The sequence below is a fragment of the Pseudomonas sp. MEJ086 genome, from assembly GCF_030209025.1.
GTDB lineage: Bacteria > Pseudomonadota > Gammaproteobacteria > Pseudomonadales > Pseudomonadaceae > Aquipseudomonas > Aquipseudomonas fulva_A.
This window is the reverse complement of record NZ_JARVSV010000005.1, coordinates 148,393-163,216: the sequence shown is the minus strand read 5'-3', so window position 1 is coordinate 163,216 and position 14,824 is coordinate 148,393. Positions and strand designations below refer to the sequence as shown.

At 61.1% G+C, this 14,824-nt stretch carries 15 protein-coding genes; 8 read left to right on the top strand and 7 right to left on the bottom strand.

Annotated features, from left to right (window positions below):
- Positions 1-48 precede the first annotated feature (48 nt).
- The gene (tyrS, locus tag QRN22_RS03390) at positions 49-1,248 is read right to left on the bottom strand and encodes a tyrosine--tRNA ligase (protein WP_042554333.1); all 1,200 of its coding nucleotides are present in this window, start codon (positions 1,246-1,248) and stop codon (positions 49-51) included.
- 210 nt (positions 1,249-1,458) lie between these two features.
- Between tyrS and QRN22_RS03385 the strand changes: the two genes are divergently transcribed.
- Positions 1,459-2,877 (top strand): peptidoglycan DD-metalloendopeptidase family protein, encoded by a 1,419-nt coding sequence (locus QRN22_RS03385; protein WP_042554332.1) that lies wholly within the window; start codon positions 1,459-1,461, stop codon positions 2,875-2,877.
- A gap of 4 nt (positions 2,878-2,881) precedes the next feature.
- Entirely contained in the window at positions 2,882-3,970 is a 1,089-nt protein-coding gene (locus QRN22_RS03380) for an anhydro-N-acetylmuramic acid kinase (RefSeq protein ID WP_042554331.1), read from the top strand.
- 64 nt (positions 3,971-4,034) lie between these two features.
- On the opposite strand, the gene erpA is transcribed toward QRN22_RS03380, so the two are convergent.
- From erpA to QRN22_RS03365, 3 genes are all read right to left on the bottom strand, one after another.
- On the bottom strand, positions 4,035-4,388 hold the full coding sequence (gene erpA, locus QRN22_RS03375) for an iron-sulfur cluster insertion protein ErpA (protein ID WP_042554330.1): 354 nt from the start codon (positions 4,386-4,388) through the stop codon (positions 4,035-4,037).
- Positions 4,389-4,462: 74 nt separating this feature from the next.
- Positions 4,463-4,879, bottom strand: coding sequence for a bactofilin family protein (locus QRN22_RS03370; RefSeq protein ID WP_042554329.1), 417 nt, complete (start codon positions 4,877-4,879; stop codon positions 4,463-4,465).
- Between the two features lie 16 nt (positions 4,880-4,895).
- A complete protein-coding gene (locus tag QRN22_RS03365) occupies positions 4,896-5,546 on the bottom strand; it encodes a DUF6776 family protein (RefSeq protein ID WP_231570167.1) in 651 nt (216 codons plus the stop codon).
- A 271-nt stretch (positions 5,547-5,817) separates the two neighbouring features.
- Here QRN22_RS03365 and hemJ point away from each other — a divergent pair, with 271 nt between their 5' ends.
- The 4 genes from hemJ (at position 5,818) to QRN22_RS03345 (ending at position 9,197) form a co-directional block, all read left to right on the top strand.
- Positions 5,818-6,243: a protoporphyrinogen oxidase HemJ gene (hemJ, locus tag QRN22_RS03360; protein WP_042554327.1), complete on the top strand. Its 426-nt coding sequence runs from the start codon at positions 5,818-5,820 to the stop codon at positions 6,241-6,243.
- A gap of 24 nt (positions 6,244-6,267) precedes the next feature.
- On the top strand, positions 6,268-7,206 hold the full coding sequence (locus QRN22_RS03355; RefSeq protein WP_042554326.1) for an NAD(P)H-dependent flavin oxidoreductase: 939 nt from the start codon (positions 6,268-6,270) through the stop codon (positions 7,204-7,206).
- 106 nt (positions 7,207-7,312) lie between these two features.
- The gene (locus tag QRN22_RS03350; RefSeq protein ID WP_042554325.1) at positions 7,313-8,302 is read left to right on the top strand and encodes a DUF805 domain-containing protein; all 990 of its coding nucleotides are present in this window, start codon (positions 7,313-7,315) and stop codon (positions 8,300-8,302) included.
- Between the two features lie 106 nt (positions 8,303-8,408).
- On the top strand, positions 8,409-9,197 hold the full coding sequence (locus QRN22_RS03345; protein ID WP_042554324.1) for an SDR family NAD(P)-dependent oxidoreductase: 789 nt from the start codon (positions 8,409-8,411) through the stop codon (positions 9,195-9,197).
- Between the two features lie 6 nt (positions 9,198-9,203).
- Here the strand turns inward: QRN22_RS03345 and QRN22_RS03340 are convergent, their stop codons facing one another.
- Positions 9,204-10,685, bottom strand: coding sequence for an AAA family ATPase (locus QRN22_RS03340; RefSeq protein ID WP_042554323.1), 1,482 nt, complete (start codon positions 10,683-10,685; stop codon positions 9,204-9,206).
- Positions 10,686-10,864: 179 nt separating this feature from the next.
- On the opposite strand from QRN22_RS03340, the gene coq7 reads away from it, so the two are divergent.
- Complete coding sequence (gene coq7, locus QRN22_RS03335; RefSeq protein WP_042554322.1) at positions 10,865-11,512, top strand: 2-polyprenyl-3-methyl-6-methoxy-1,4-benzoquinone monooxygenase; 648 nt, start codon at positions 10,865-10,867, stop codon at positions 11,510-11,512.
- 38 nt (positions 11,513-11,550) lie between these two features.
- Here coq7 and QRN22_RS03330 read toward each other — a convergent pair whose 3' ends face one another.
- A complete protein-coding gene (locus QRN22_RS03330) occupies positions 11,551-11,976 on the bottom strand; it encodes an OsmC family protein (protein WP_042554321.1) in 426 nt (141 codons plus the stop codon).
- A gap of 424 nt (positions 11,977-12,400) precedes the next feature.
- Here QRN22_RS03330 and crp point away from each other — a divergent pair, with 424 nt between their 5' ends.
- Positions 12,401-13,045, top strand: a complete 645-nt coding sequence (gene crp, locus QRN22_RS03325; protein ID WP_042554320.1) for a cAMP-activated global transcriptional regulator CRP — start codon at positions 12,401-12,403, stop codon at positions 13,043-13,045.
- Between the two features lie 38 nt (positions 13,046-13,083).
- Here crp and QRN22_RS03320 read toward each other — a convergent pair whose 3' ends face one another.
- Positions 13,084-14,823: a PTS fructose-like transporter subunit IIB gene (locus tag QRN22_RS03320; protein ID WP_042554319.1), complete on the bottom strand. Its 1,740-nt coding sequence runs from the start codon at positions 14,821-14,823 to the stop codon at positions 13,084-13,086.
- Position 14,824 lies beyond the last annotated feature (1 nt).

Below are 14,824 nucleotides of genomic sequence, written 5' to 3'. Positions count from 1 at the left end.
TGCGCATTATAGGCCCCCACGAAATCAGGTCAAGGGCTTATTTCAGGTTTATTCGGATTTCAGCGTAATACGCGCGAAAGCCTTCTTGCCGGCCTGACAGACATGCGTCGCACCCAGCTTGAACACGAAGGCTCGATCGACAACCTGACCATCCACTCGCACACCACCTGAACCCAGCAGGTCGCGAGCGACTGCCGCATTCTTCACCAAACCTGCCTTATTAAGGAGAGCGGCGATCGGCATGTCTTCGGCAGAAGCCAGCTCAACCTCTGGCAGGTCCTCCGGCAGCTCGCCGTCCTTCATACGGTTACCGGCAGAGCGGTGCGCGGTTGCAGCGGCTTCTTCGCCGTGAAAGCGCGCGACGATCTCTTCGGCCAGCTTGATTTTGATATCACGAGGGTTGGCGCCATTCTCGACATCCGTCTTGAACTGCCCGATCTCGTCCATGGAGCGGAAGCTCAGCAGTTCGAAGTAGCGCCACATCAGCGCATCCGGCATGGACACCAGCTTGTTGTACATGACGCCGGGCGCTTCCTGGATACCTATATAGTTGCCCAACGACTTGGACATCTTCTTGACGCCATCCAGACCTTCGAGCAGCGGCATGGTGACCACGCACTGAGAGGCCTGGCCATAGGCGCGCTGCAGCTCACGCCCCATCAGCAGGTTGAATTTCTGATCGGTGCCACCCAGCTCGACATCGGCACGCAAGGCAACGGAGTCGTACCCCTGCACCAGCGGGTAAAGGAACTCATGAATGGCGATCGGCTGATTGCCGGAGTAGCGCTTGTCGAAGTCGTCGCGCTCGAGCATCCGCGCCACGGTGTACTGCGAAGCCAGACGAATGAAATCGGCAGGCGTCAGCTCGTTGATCCACGTGGAGTTGAAGGCAACCTCGGTCTTCGCCGGATCGAGGATCTTGAACACTTGCTGCTTATAGGTCTCGGCGTTCTCGAGAACCTGCTCGCGGGTAAGCGGCGGGCGAGTGGCGCTCTTGCCGCTAGGGTCGCCGATCATTCCGGTGAAGTCGCCAATCAGGAAGATCACCTGGTGACCCAAATCCTGAAACTGGCGCAGCTTATTAATAAGCACGGTGTGGCCCAGATGCAGATCCGGCGCGGTCGGGTCGAAGCCAGCCTTGATACGCAGCGGCTCGCCACGCTTGAGCTTGTCGATCAGCTCCGCCTCAACCAGGACTTCTTCCGCACCGCGCTTGATCAGCGCGAGCTGCTCTTCAACCGACTTCATAAGGACTCACAATCACCAAATTCAAAAGGGAACCAACCATACAAGATCACGGACAAATGACAAGTTTTGCCCAGCGTAAAGCCACAGGCTTACCAGCCATCACCTTCAGGGTTGCCTCAAGGTGGATTTGGTTATATTTTATACAGTTACTGCATATTCATCAGTATCTTCTTTTCCTCTTCATCTTTTCACTTCAAAAAAAGCAGCCCTATGACCTCGACAACTAAAGCGCCGCCGCTCTATCCCAAAACCCACATCATTGCAGCGAGCGGCGTAGCCGCACTGCTCAGCCTGGCCCTCCTGGTGTTCCCTTCCCGGGAAGTAGAAGCGAAAAAGACCTTTCTCAATCTCGACATGGACAACGGCTCGGAGCAGGTACAGCAGAACCTGCCGACGCCTCCGGCAGACGTGGCACAGGATCAACCTGCCGATGAATCGCCCTTCGCGCAAATTGAAGGCAACGAAGACACCCAGAACGCCGAGCTGGAAGCCGAGCCCCAGGTAGCCGAACAGCCGCCGGAAGATCCTCTCAGCAAAACCGTTGCTGTGGCCAATGGCGATACGCTTTCCACGGTATTCAGCAAGGTCGGCCTGTCGGCCAACACCCTGCATGACGTGATAAACAGCAGCAAGGACGCCAAGCAGTTGAGCCGCCTCAAGGTCGGCCAGGAGCTGCAGTTCAAGCTCAGCGAAGACGGTCAGCTGGAAAGCCTGCACAGCAAGCTCAGCGACCTGGAAAGCGTCAGCCTGAACAAGACGGAAAAGGGCTACGACTTCAAGCGCGAGCTGGTCAAGCCGGACGTACGTGATTCCTACGCTCACGGGGTAATCAACAGCTCGCTGTTCGTGTCCGCGAAGCGCGCCGGTCTGTCGCACAATCTGACCATGGATCTGGCCAACATTTTTGGCTACGACATCGACTTCGCCATGGATATTCGCCAGGGCGACGAATTCGAAGTCATCTACCAGGAGAAGGTCGTTGCCGACAAGTCCGTTGGTACCGGCAACATTCTTTCCGCGCGCTTCACCAACCGCGGCAAGACTTACACTGCCGTGCGTTACACCGACAAGCAGGGCAACGTCAGCTACTACGATGCCGACGGCAACAGCATGCGCAAGGCATTCATCCGTACCCCGGTGGACTTCGCCCGCATCAGCTCGCGCTTCTCCAACGGCCGCAAGCACCCGATCCTCAACAAGATTCGCGCCCACAAAGGCGTGGATTACGCAGCCCCGCGCGGCACTCCGATCAAAGCGGCCGGTGACGGCAAGGTGATCCTCGCAGGCCGCAAGGGCGGTTACGGCAACACCGTCGTACTGCAGCACGGTAGCCGTTACCGTACCCTCTATGCCCACATGCAGGGTTTCGCCAAAGGCGTACGTACCGGCGGCAGCGTCAAGCAGGGCCAGATCATCGGCTACATCGGTACGACCGGCCTGTCCACCGGGCCGCACCTGCACTATGAGTTTCAGGTCAACGGCACTCACGTGGACCCGCTGAGCCAGAAGCTGCCCATGTCCGACCCGATCGCTCGCCAGGAAAAACAACGTTTCCTGCAGATGAGCAAGCCACTGATGGCGCGCATGGATCAGGAAAAAGCCACCATGCTCGCGCTGAACAAGCGTTAAGCCGATGCTCTACCTTGGCGTGATGTCCGGCACCAGTCTTGACGGGCTGGACATCGCCCTTATCGAACAAAGCGAGCACACCAGGCTGCTCGCTCATCATTACCAGCCCCTCCCCGACGCGCTCCGCGAACAGTTGCTGGCACTCTGCAGCTCTGGCCCGGACGAGCTCGCGCGTGCAGCCGTCGCCGAGCAGCAATGGGCGCATCTGGTCGCCGAAGGCGTGCATAGCCTGTTGGCCGAACAGAATCTGCAACCGCAAGCCATCCGCGCGATTGGCAGCCATGGCCAGACCGTGCGCCATGAGCCGGCACGGGGTTTCACCATCCAGATCAGCAATGCCGCACTGCTCGCCGAACTGACCGGAATCAGCGTGGTGGCGGACTTCCGTCGCCGCGATGTCGCGGCGGGCGGCCAGGGTGCACCGCTGGTGCCGGCATTCCACGAGGCGCTGTTCGCCAGCCGTGACGCGGCAAGGGCGATCCTCAACGTGGGCGGTTTCAGTAACCTGAGCCTGCTGGAAGAAGGAAAGCCAGCGCTGGGTTTCGATTGCGGCCCTGGCAACGTATTGATGGACGCCTGGATTCAGCATCATCAAGGGCATGCCTATGACCGCGACGGCGCATGGGCGGCCAGCGGCCAGGTGCAGGATGGCTTGCTCAGCGCGCTGCTCGGCGATCCCTTCTTCCAGACCACAGGCCCGAAAAGCACCGGCCGCGAGCTGTTCAACCTGCCATGGTTGATGGAACAGCTGGCAAGACAGCCCATATACAAGGCAGAAGACGTGCAGGCCACGCTGCTCGAGCTGACCGCAACGAGCATCGCCTCTTCACTGCAACAGGCTCAGCCACATTGCAGCGAACTGCTGGTGTGCGGCGGCGGCGCTCACAACAGGACATTGATCGAGCGCTTGCAGGCGCTGCTGCCGGGCGCTCGGGTCAGCAGCACGGACGATCACGGCGTGCCGGCTGACTGGGTAGAGGCCATGGCATTCGCCTGGCTGGCCCACTGCTGCCTCAATGGGATCCCGGCCAATCGTCCAGAGGTTACTGGCGCCCGTGGGCCAAGAATCCTTGGCGCCATCTACCCGGCCTAGAACCAACGCCCAGAACGAAAAACGCCGCGCAAATGCGCGGCGTTTTCGTGTATGGCAAGGCGGGTCAGATCGAGAACGAAGACCCGCAGCCACAGGTGGTGGTCGCATTGGGGTTCTTGATCACGAAACGCGATCCTTCCAGGCCTTCCTGATAATCAACTTCGGCGCCTACCAGATACTGAAAACTCATCGGATCGACGACCAGAGCGACACCTTCGCGCTCGATGATGGTGTCATCATCGGCAACGTCTTCATCGAAGGTAAAACCGTACTGGAAACCGGAGCAGCCGCCACCAGTGACGAATACGCGCAGCTTCAGACGCGGGTTGCCCTCTTCATCAACCAGGTTCTTAACCTTGCTTGCCGCCCCTTGCGTGAACTGCATCGCTGCGGTGGGGGTGAAGGTTTCGACGCTCATGTTTCTCTCCCGGCGCCAGGCGCCATACTGCGTTGTAGCGCTACATTATCCGCTTACCCTAGAAAAGCGGTCAACTATTCTACGTCGTCCACGCTCTCCGGTAGCTCCAACGGTCTACCCTGTTCCTTGATCGGCCGCAAACCACCCTCGACCTGCGCCCCCATGGCCATTTCCATCAGGCCGTAGTAGAGGTTGCCGCGCACCCGAGCCTTAGGCCCCAACTCGACGTGCTGAGTGGCGTAGACATCACCGATGATCTCGCCATCGATCACTATATGGGGGGCTCGCACTTCACCTTCAACCTGGCCATCGACACTGACCCGCACCAGGCCTTCCTCGGTGCGAATATCGCCAAGCACCCTGCCATCGATCTGCACGGCCCCCTGAAACTCCAGATCACCGCGAAATGCCGCGCCTGCGGCGATCAGGCTGGTCTTGCCAGTGAAACGCTGCATGTCTGCCTTGCCTTTGCCTTTGCCTTTATTCCACATCGCGAACCATCACTTATCAGTCAGTCCATTCGATTTGACGCTCGACGGGCTTGCCACCCTCGACATCGGCCTTGATACGTATCTGCTTCGGCTCGAACCCCTCGGGGAGCTGCAGCTCGCCGAGACGTCCGCCTTCCGGAATCGCCTGCAGGTGCTTGAAGGCGAACGGAATCGACTGGTCGGTCGACCCCTCTGGCAAATCGCCGCTCAATTGCCCTAACTGCAGGCTTTTCGCCTTGCCTGCCTGGCGGCCATCCACCTGCACATGCAAACGCCCTTGCAAGGGTTTGTCATCCTTGCCGACCCGACTGAGCATGATCTTGAAGCGGAACAACCCCGCCTGCTCAGTGGGATGGATGTCGACACTGCGGATGAGCAGCCCATCGACGCGGCTGTCCGGAGCCAATACACCCTTATAGAAGGCTAGCTCCTGTTGCTGCTTGAAGTTCTGTTCTTCGAGCAACTTGATATTCAGACGACTCTGCTCATTGGACTGCTGAGCCAGTTGCTCGCCGCTGCTGAGCACCGCCATGCGCTGACGCAGCTCGTCGAGCTCCCGCGCCTGTTCGTCCAGGCGAACCTGCATCGCCTGCGCTTCGACGCCCTGCTCCTGCGTCGCCCTGGCCTGCCACCAGCTTCCCAGATAGAAAGCGCTGGGCACGGCCATCAGCAGGAGGACCAACGCAACACGAAGACGCCGTTCATGGGCGCGATTACTGGGGCGGACTTCCCAACCCGACATCAGGCAAGCCGCCCGCGCAGGCTGCGACGGCGAGCAGGCAGTATTGTCGGAGTGAAGGCGGATGCGGGCATCGGGTGCCTCGAGAATGCTAAGAGATGACGATCATAAAGGCCGATCTGCCTGCGGCCAACCGTCTTGATGACTATTGAGACCATGGGCACTAGTATCGGAGCACTTATTACCGAGAGGAACGGCAATGCTCTACCTGTGGATCAAAGCTCTGCATATCGTCGCCATGGTCTGCTGGTTTGCCGGTCTGTTCTACCTGCCACGTCTGTTCGTGTACCACGCCATGAGCGAGGACGCGCCAAGCCGTGAACGCTTCAGCACCATGCAGCGCAAACTGTATCGCGGGATCATGACCCCGGCGATGATCGCCACTCTCGCACTCGGCATCGGCCTGCTGGTGATGGTGCCGGGCTGGATGAGCCAGGGCTGGATGCACGCCAAACTGACACTGGTGCTGCTGCTGGTGGGCTACCACCATGTTTGCGGCGCCATGTACAAGCGCCTGGCCCGTGGCGAGAACAAGCGTAGTCACGTGTTCTATCGCTGGTTCAACGAAGTACCGGTATTGCTGCTGATCGCCATCGTCATTCTGGTGGTGGTAAAACCGTTCTGAACAGGATCTGCCAAGGAGCCTTCAATGTCCCTGCCTCCCCTGCTGGAAAACCGCCTGCGCCTTCCGCTCGTCGCCGCGCCGATGTTCCTGGTCTCCAACCCTGCACTGGTAACCGCCTGCTGCAACAACGGCATCGTTGGCAGTTTTCCCGCCCTGAACCAGCGTGACAGTAAAGGCTTCGAGAGCTGGCTCGAGGAAATCGAAGCGGGCCTGCAGCAGGATAGCGCCCCCTTCGCTGTCAATCTGATCGTCCATGCCAGCAACCCGCGCCTGGAGCAGGACCTGGCCATCTGCGCAGCCCACCGGGTGCCGATCATCATCACCAGCCTCGGTGCGGTGAAAGAGGTCGTCGATGCCGTACATGCCTATGGTGGCCTGGTCTTTCATGACGTCACCACGCGCCGGCATGCGGAAAAGGCCGCCGAGGCGGGTGTCGACGGGCTCATCGCGGTCGCTGCGGGCGCCGGGGGCCATGCGGGGACCTGGAGTCCCTTTGCGTTGATCGCGGAGATCCGCCAGTTCTTCGACAAGACCGTACTGCTGGCAGGTGCTCTCAACAGCGGCCATGAAATGCTCGCTGCGCAGATACTCGGGGCCGACCTGGCGTATATGGGCACTCGTTTCGTCGCCACCCAGGAGAGCGCCGCCGCGCAGGACTACAAGCAGATGATCATCGAGGCGCGGGCCAGCGACATCATTCACACGCCTGCGGTGTCCGGCGTACCGGCCAGCTTCATGCGCCAGAGCCTGGAACGAGCGGGTTTCGATTTGCGCACCCTGCGGGGCGCTCCCCCAGATGCCAAGCTCAAGCCGCTCGACGAGGAAGCCAAGGCGTGGAAGACCGTCTGGTCGGCGGGTCAGGGCGTCGGCGGAATCAGTGACCTGCCGTCAGCAGGTGAGCTGATCGCTCGCCTGGATGACGAATACCGACGGGCCATGCGGTCGAAGCTTTCTGCAAGCTGAGAACCACCGCTCAGCCACATGCGAAAGTAGCCCTTGGCCACTTGCCGAAGATCTGAGGGAGCGATAGGGTCTGCCCATTCTCTCCCGTGCAGACAAGGACGCTCGCATGAGCCAGCTCCGCTACAAGATCGTCTTCGATGGCAGCCTGATGCCCGACACCTCGATGGACACGGTCAAGGCCAATCTGGCCAGCCTGTTCAAGAGCGACCGCGCGCGCATCGACACCCTGTTCGGCCGTGGGCCCATCGCCCTGAAGCGCGACCTGGCTGAAGATGAAGCCGACCAGTATCTGACCGTGCTGCAGCGTGCCGGCGCACGAGCACGCAAGGAGCCCGACCTGGCCGCCGCACTGAGCCTGGTTGAAACCGATGAGGAAAAGGCCGCCAGCGCACCGCCTGCCGAACAGTCTCAGCAACCGATGGACTGCCCGAAATGCGGCCATCAACAAATGACCGCCCCCGAGTGCTCCGCGTGCGGCGTGATCATCGAGAAGTATCTGGCTCGGCAGGCGGCTCTGGCCGAAAGCACCCCGGCGCAGCCGGCTCAGAGCGCATCGCCAGCACAGCACACGCCCTACACCCCACCTCGTGCCAATATCGACACTCAGGCCGGCCAGGTCGGCGAACTGAAGGTCGCTTCGTTCAATGGCCGTATCGGCCGCATGCGATACCTGGCGTGGTCGCTGGTGCTGATGTTCGCCTTCGCGGCGGTCGTTGCCGCGCTGTCGGCCGTTGCGCTGCTCTCGGAAACCCTGAGCGGCATTCTCGTCATCGGTGTCAGTATCGGCATGCTGGTGATCAGTGTGCAGATCGGCGTGCAGCGCCTGCACGACATGGGCTGGACGGGCTGGCTGTGGCTGCTCAACTTGGTGCCGATCGTCAATAGCGTATTCTGGATCATCATGCTGGTGGTACCAGGCACCGTCGGCAGCAATCGCTTCGGCCCGGAACCGCCACCCAACAGCCTGGCAGTCAATCTGCTGGCCGGCCTGTTCATCGTTCTGATGGTCGGCGGGTTGCTGACGCTGTTCCTGAGCGGTTTTGCCATCCTGGCGGTGTTCGGTATGTTCTTCGACCAGGTGGTGAGCGGGTCCTGATCGATACCGCTGCATTTATTTTCCCTGCCGGCGTTGCCAGTGCAGCGCTGACAGGCCTGTTGCGGATAGGCTATACGCCCGTCACGGACAGCATCAGGAGAACCCCATGTCCCGCTATGCCCTGGTCACCGGTGCCTCCAGTGGTATCGGCCTTGCCCTGGCCGAAGCATTGGCACGCCGCGGGCGTAACCTGATTCTGATCGCTCGCCAGCGCGATGCCCTGGAAAGCATCGCCTACGAGCTGACACAGCGTTTCTCCGTCGAAGTCCTGTTCCGTGTTTGCGACCTCAGTGAACCCCTGCAGTTATCCGGGCTGATGCACGAACTCGAGCAGAACGGTCTCGTCATCGAGCTGCTGGTGAACAATGCGGGCCTCGGCAGCGCCGGCTCATTCGTTGCCCAGGACTGGAGTCGCGAACAGGAACTGCTGGAAGTGAACGTGCTGGCACTCGCGCGCCTGTGCCACTCAATCGGCACGGTGATGGCAGGGCGTGGCAGCGGGCAGATCCTCAACGTGGCGTCGATAGCCGCTTTCCAGCCGGGGCCATGGATGAGCAATTACTACGCGAGCAAGGCGTACGTGCTGCATTTTTCCGAAGGCTTGCGCGAAGAGCTGCGACCTTACGGTGTGAAGGTGTCGGTACTCTGCCCTGGGCCGACGCGCAGTGCGTTCTTTCGCAACGCTCAGCTCGATGCCAGCGCGCTGGAGAACGGCAAGCTGATGCTCAGCGCCGAGGAAGTTGCCCTGATAGCCGTGCGTGGCCTGGACAAGAACCACGCGATCATCGTCCCCGGCTGGCGCAACCGCCTGCTGACCCTGGCCCCAAGGTTTTTCCCACGACTGCTGGTGCGCCGATTCGCGGCGCGGCTCAACCGACGTTTCGGCCGCGCCTGATCGACCTCAATTTGCGCTGACCGTCCGCCCCCGCGCCCATTCCCGCAACTCGGCCAGCGGCTCGGCCATGATCACCGACAATGGCGACGTGGCCTGGATGCCACGCAACAGCATGCCATGGTCGACGGACTGCTGCTGCGCCTGAGAGGCGTACAGCGCGCTGACCACCACCTGCTCGATCTCGGCACCGGAAAAACCGCTGCTTGCCGCCGCCAACTGCGGCAGGTCGTAGGCCGTGGCATCCAGCTCGCGGCGTTGCAGATGGATACGGAAGATCTCGGCGCGGGTTTCCAGGTCCGGCAGATCGACGAAGAACAACTCGTCGAAGCGCCCCTTGCGCACCAGCTCGGGCGGCAGGCGACCGATGACGTTGGCGGTAGCGACCATGAACACCGATGATTTGCGCTCGGCCATCCAGGTCAGCAGCGTACCGAGCACGCGCTGGCTGACGCCGCCGTCCTGATCGCCGCTTGCCAGGCCCTTCTCGATCTCGTCGACCCACAGCACGCAGGGCGACATCTGCTCGGCCAGCTTCAGTGCCTCGCGCAGATTGCGCTCGGTTTCCCCGAAGAACTTGTTGTACAGGCAGGCGAAATCCAGGCGCAGCAGCGGCAAGCCCCACAGCCCGGCTACCGCCTTGGCCGCCAGGCTCTTGCCCGAGCCTTGTACGCCGACCAGCAGCACGCCCTTGGGCAGGTCGACACCGGTGCCGTCGAAGAAGATTCGCTGCCGCTCGCCGAGCCAGCGCTTGAGGTTGCTCAGGCCACCCACATCGGCGAAACGCGCGGTGTCGTACTCGTAACTGAGTACGCCATCGAGGTCGAGCAGCTCGAACTTGGCCTTGTTGAGTTCCGGCAGGTCTTCCTGGGTGATGGCGCCGTCATCGCAGATCAGGTTGCGCGCCAGCAGCCGTGCTTCCGCGTGGCTCATGCCACGCAAGTTCTTCACCACCTGCTGCAGGGTGCGGTTATCGGTGCGGACACGACGATTGCGGTTGCGCTCGCTCCAGCGCGTGGCCTCATCACGGACGATCCCCAGCAGTTCGTCCTCCCCAGGCAACGCCAGGTTGAAACGCGCCGCGTAGCGTTGCACTTCTGGCGGTAACTTGCAGGCATGGGATACCAGCACCACCGTCGGCGCCTGGCTGCCATCGGCCATGGCGATTTCCTTGAGCAGGCGCACCAGCTTGGGGTTATCGACCAGAAAGGGATGCAGGTCGCACAACACGTAGAGGTTTGCCTGAGGGTCGGCCTTGATCAGCCGCAACGCAGCTTCCGGTTCGCTGCTGCCGCTTTCGGCGAAAGCCTCACCGGCAAAGCCGGCGCGCTGCAGCCCTTCGGTAACCGACCAGGTGAGCAGGCCGAGGCCGCGGCGTACCGCCAGACCGGTCAGCGTCTCCAGTACCCGCCGTTCATCCCATGATTCGATGAGCACCAGCGTGACCTTGGAATCGAGTACCAATCCCAGGTCGTGAATATCGTTCTTCACAGCAACTCCTTATGCCCCAGAGGCAAGCCCATACTCCCGCCAACCGACAGCGTCGGGCAAGAGCCGGATGCACAACTGGAGAGGCACGACACGTTTGCGCTCAGTGCCGATGCAGGCCGCCGAACACGACGGACCATTTACGGTAGACTGGCTGCTCATGTCCTCGCCGGAGAACCCTCATGGCCAACGACCGCCATTATTCGCCCGCCGACCGCCTGCTGCTGCAAGCCGACATGGCGCTGCGCACGCTGCTGCCTTTCAGTGGCCAGCCGAGCCGTCCATCGCCAGCCATCGTCGAACCCGAGGCGCAGCTCGACGCGAAACAGACTCGCCACATCGCCGGCCTGATGCGCATCAACCACACTGGAGAAGTCTGCGCGCAGGCGCTGTATCAGGGTCAGGCACTGACCGCCAAGCTGCCACGCGTGCGTGCGGCCATGGAGCATGCGGCGGATGAAGAAATCGATCACCTGGCCTGGTGCGAGCAACGCATTCGCCAGCTGGGCAGCCACCCGAGCGTCTTGAATCCGCTGTTCTATGGATTGTCGTTCGGCGTTGGTGCCGTAGCCGGCCTGGTCAGCGACCGGGTCAGCCTGGGTTTTGTCGCGGCAACCGAAGACCAGGTGGTCAAACACCTCGACGAACACCTCGAACAGATCCCCGAAGAAGATGGCAAATCCAGAGCCATCCTCGAACAGATGCGCCGCGACGAGCAGGAGCATGCCAACAGTGCGCTGGATGCCGGCGGTGCGCGGTTCCCGGCGCCGGTCAAACTGGGCATGACACTACTTTCGAAGGTCATGACCAAGACTACCTATCGGATCTGATCAGTAGCAGAAGGGCGATAAATGATCACCCTTCTGCTTCAAGCACCCAGTTCGACGATTTCGTAATCGTGGGTGATTTCCACACCGGCACGGCCAAGCATGATCGAAGCCGAGCAATACTTCTCGGCAGACAGCTCGACCGCACGCTTGACCTGAGCCTCTTTCAAACCACGGCCCTTCACCACGAAGTGCAGATGGATCTTGGTGAACACCTTGGGATCCTCGCTGGCGCGCTCGGCTTCGAGAAAGGCTTCGCAGCTTTCCACCGGCTGGCGAGATTTCTTCAGAATGCTCACCACATCGAAATTGCTGCAGCCGCCCAGGCCGATCAGCAACATCTCCATCGGGCGCACGCCCAGATTACGGCCACCATTCTCCGGCGGACCGTCCATCACTACAGCATGGCCACTACCCGACTCGCCTAGAAACAGCGCTTCGCCTGCCCATTGAACGCGAGCTTTCATCGTTGCCGCCCCTCCTTCAAAAGGCCGGAAGCTTATCACAGGGCGACTTTTACGACGGGTGCCACAGATGCTGCTAGAGTTCACAAGCGGAACGTGCAATACCTCACAAAACAGTTCCTCTGGAAGTATCACTGTTCATGATGATGCCGTTTTAGTGGCACAATCCCTTTATCGAAGCGCGACACATCGTTATCAGTCGATAAGAACAAGATATTGACCAGGGCGCTATCGATCACAACGCATTGCATGCAACGCCATATTCCGCTGCAAAAATGTGGGCATCCACTGTTTGCGAAACGATTCGGACATCGTTTCACGCACTGGAGAGCCGGCATCTGCCTTGCGAGATAGTCAAGCACTTGGGTCTGAGCGGCTTCATCTAACACGTCTGCCAGGCTTATCTTTCTATATTCGGGACTCAGGCATGGTCGCAATCACTCTTACACCCAAAGTAAAAAACTTCGACAAACTGCTCGCCCATTGCCACCGCCGTCGTTATACGGCCAAGAGCACGATCATTTATGCAGGTGACCGCAGCGAAACGCTGTATTTCATCGTCAAGGGTTCGGTCACCATCCTGATCGAAGACGACGACGGCCGCGAAATGATCATCGCCTACCTCAACCCCGGAGACTTCTTCGGCGAGATGGGACTGTTCGGCAAGGACGGTGCGGAGAAAGAGCGCAGTGCCTGGGTTCGCGCCAAGACCGAATGCGAAGTTGCCGAACTGAGCTACGCCAAGTTCCGCGAGTTGACCCTGCAGGATCCAGACATTCTCTTCGCGCTGGGTACGCAGATGGCCGAGCGGCTGCGCAACACCACCCGCAAGGTGGGTGACCTGGCGTTTCTCGACGTTACCGGTCGCGTTGCTCGCACCCTGCTCGACCTGTGCAAACAACCGGATGCGATGACTCACCCGGACGGCATGCAGATCAAGATCACTCGTCAGGAGATCGGCCGTATCGTCGGTTGCTCGCGGGAGATGGTCGGGCGGGTGCTCAAGGCCCTGGAAGAACAGGGCCTGGTGCACGTCAAAGGCAAGACCATGGTGGTCTTCGGCACACGCTGAACCACGGGCAGGGCATCCGCGGATGCCCTGCGCCATTTTCAAGCCTTGGCAGCCACCGTCAGGGCTTCGACCTCAGGGCGCTTGATCAGCGCGTAGACCACCCCGGTCACCAGGCTGCCCGCCACGATCGCCAGCAGATACAGCAACGCATGGTTGATCGCGTTGGGGATCAGCAGCACGAACAAGCCACCGTGTGGCGCCATCAGCTTGCAGCCGAAGTACATCGACAGCGCACCGGTCAGTGCGCCACCGGCGATGCTGGCGGGGATGACCCGCAATGGGTCCTTCGCGGCGAAGGGAATCGCCCCTTCGGAAATGAAGCACAACCCCAGCACACCGGCTGCCTTGCCGGCTTCGCGCTCGGTCTGGCTGAACTTGCGGCGGGCCAGAACCGTGGCGATGGCCATGCCGATGGGCGGCACCATACCGGCAGCCATGGTCGCGGCCATCGGCGCATAACTCTGCGATGCCAGCAGGCCGACGGAAAACGCGTAGGCCGCCTTGTTGATCGGTCCACCGAGGTCCACGCACATCATGCCGCCGAGCAGCAGTCCGAGCAGGATTGCATTGGTGGTGCCCATGTTCTGCAGGAACACCTCCAAGGCAGCCATGATTCCGGCGACCGGCGTACCGATCACATAGATCATCGCCAGGCCCGTGGCCAGGCTGGCCAGCAGTGGTATCAGCAGAATCGGCTTCAGTGCCTCGATGCTCTGCGGCAGGCGTAACCAGCGATTCAGCGCCAGGGCCAGATAACCCGCAAGGAAGCCGGCGATGATGCCCCCCAGGAAACCGGTACCCAAGGCGCTGGCCAACATACCGCCAATCATCCCTGGCGCCAGCCCGGGACGGTCCGCGATGGAGTACGCTATGTAACCGGCCAGTACCGGGATCATCAGCGCGAAGGCCGCTTCACCACCGATCTTCATCAACGCAGCAGGCAGGGTGCCTTCCTGCTTGAACGCCTCGATACCGAACACGAAGGACAGGGCGATCAACAGACCACCGGCCACGACCATCGGCAGCATGAACGACACGCCGGTGAGCAGATGCTTGTATGGCCCGCTCTTGCTGCCCGGCTTGCCGGCATCGGCGGTTTGCGGTTGCCCTACCCCCTGCTGCTGCACGCCCTCGGCCAGCGCCTTCTGCAAGGTCTGCTTGGGCTGCTTCAAGGCGACGCCGGTGCCGCAGCGATAGACCTTCTTGCCAGCGAAACGCTCGGTCTCGACCTCGATATCCGTGGCCAGCAACACCACATCGGCCGCGGCGATGCTGGCGTCGTCGAGCAGGTTGCGCGCGCCCACCGAACCGCGGGTTTCTACCTTCAGGTCATAACCCAGTTGCTCCGCAGCCTGTTGCAGCGCTTCGGCAGCCATGAAGGTGTGGGCGACACCCGTTGGGCAAGCGGTAATCGCCACCAGCTTCGGCTTGCCGCCGGAAGAGGCCGTGGCCACAGGCGCAGCCTTCTCGAGCACCTGCGCCTGTTCGGCAGCGATCAGCAGAAACTGCTTCGGGTCAGCCAGCGCTTCGGACGGCGTGGATTGCACCACGCGCTTGCCGACGAAACGCTGCAGATCCAGCTCGCCGGTTTTCACCACCAGCACCAGTTCGGCTGCGGCGATATCGGTTTCGCTCAGCGGCGAGCCGATCGCCTTGGGGTCATGCACCTCAACCTGGGTGGACCAACCCAGACGCTCGGCAGCGGCCTGCAACAGGCGCGAACACAGAACGCTGGTGACCTGGCCGTTGGGGCAGGCGGTAATGATCAGCACATTCATT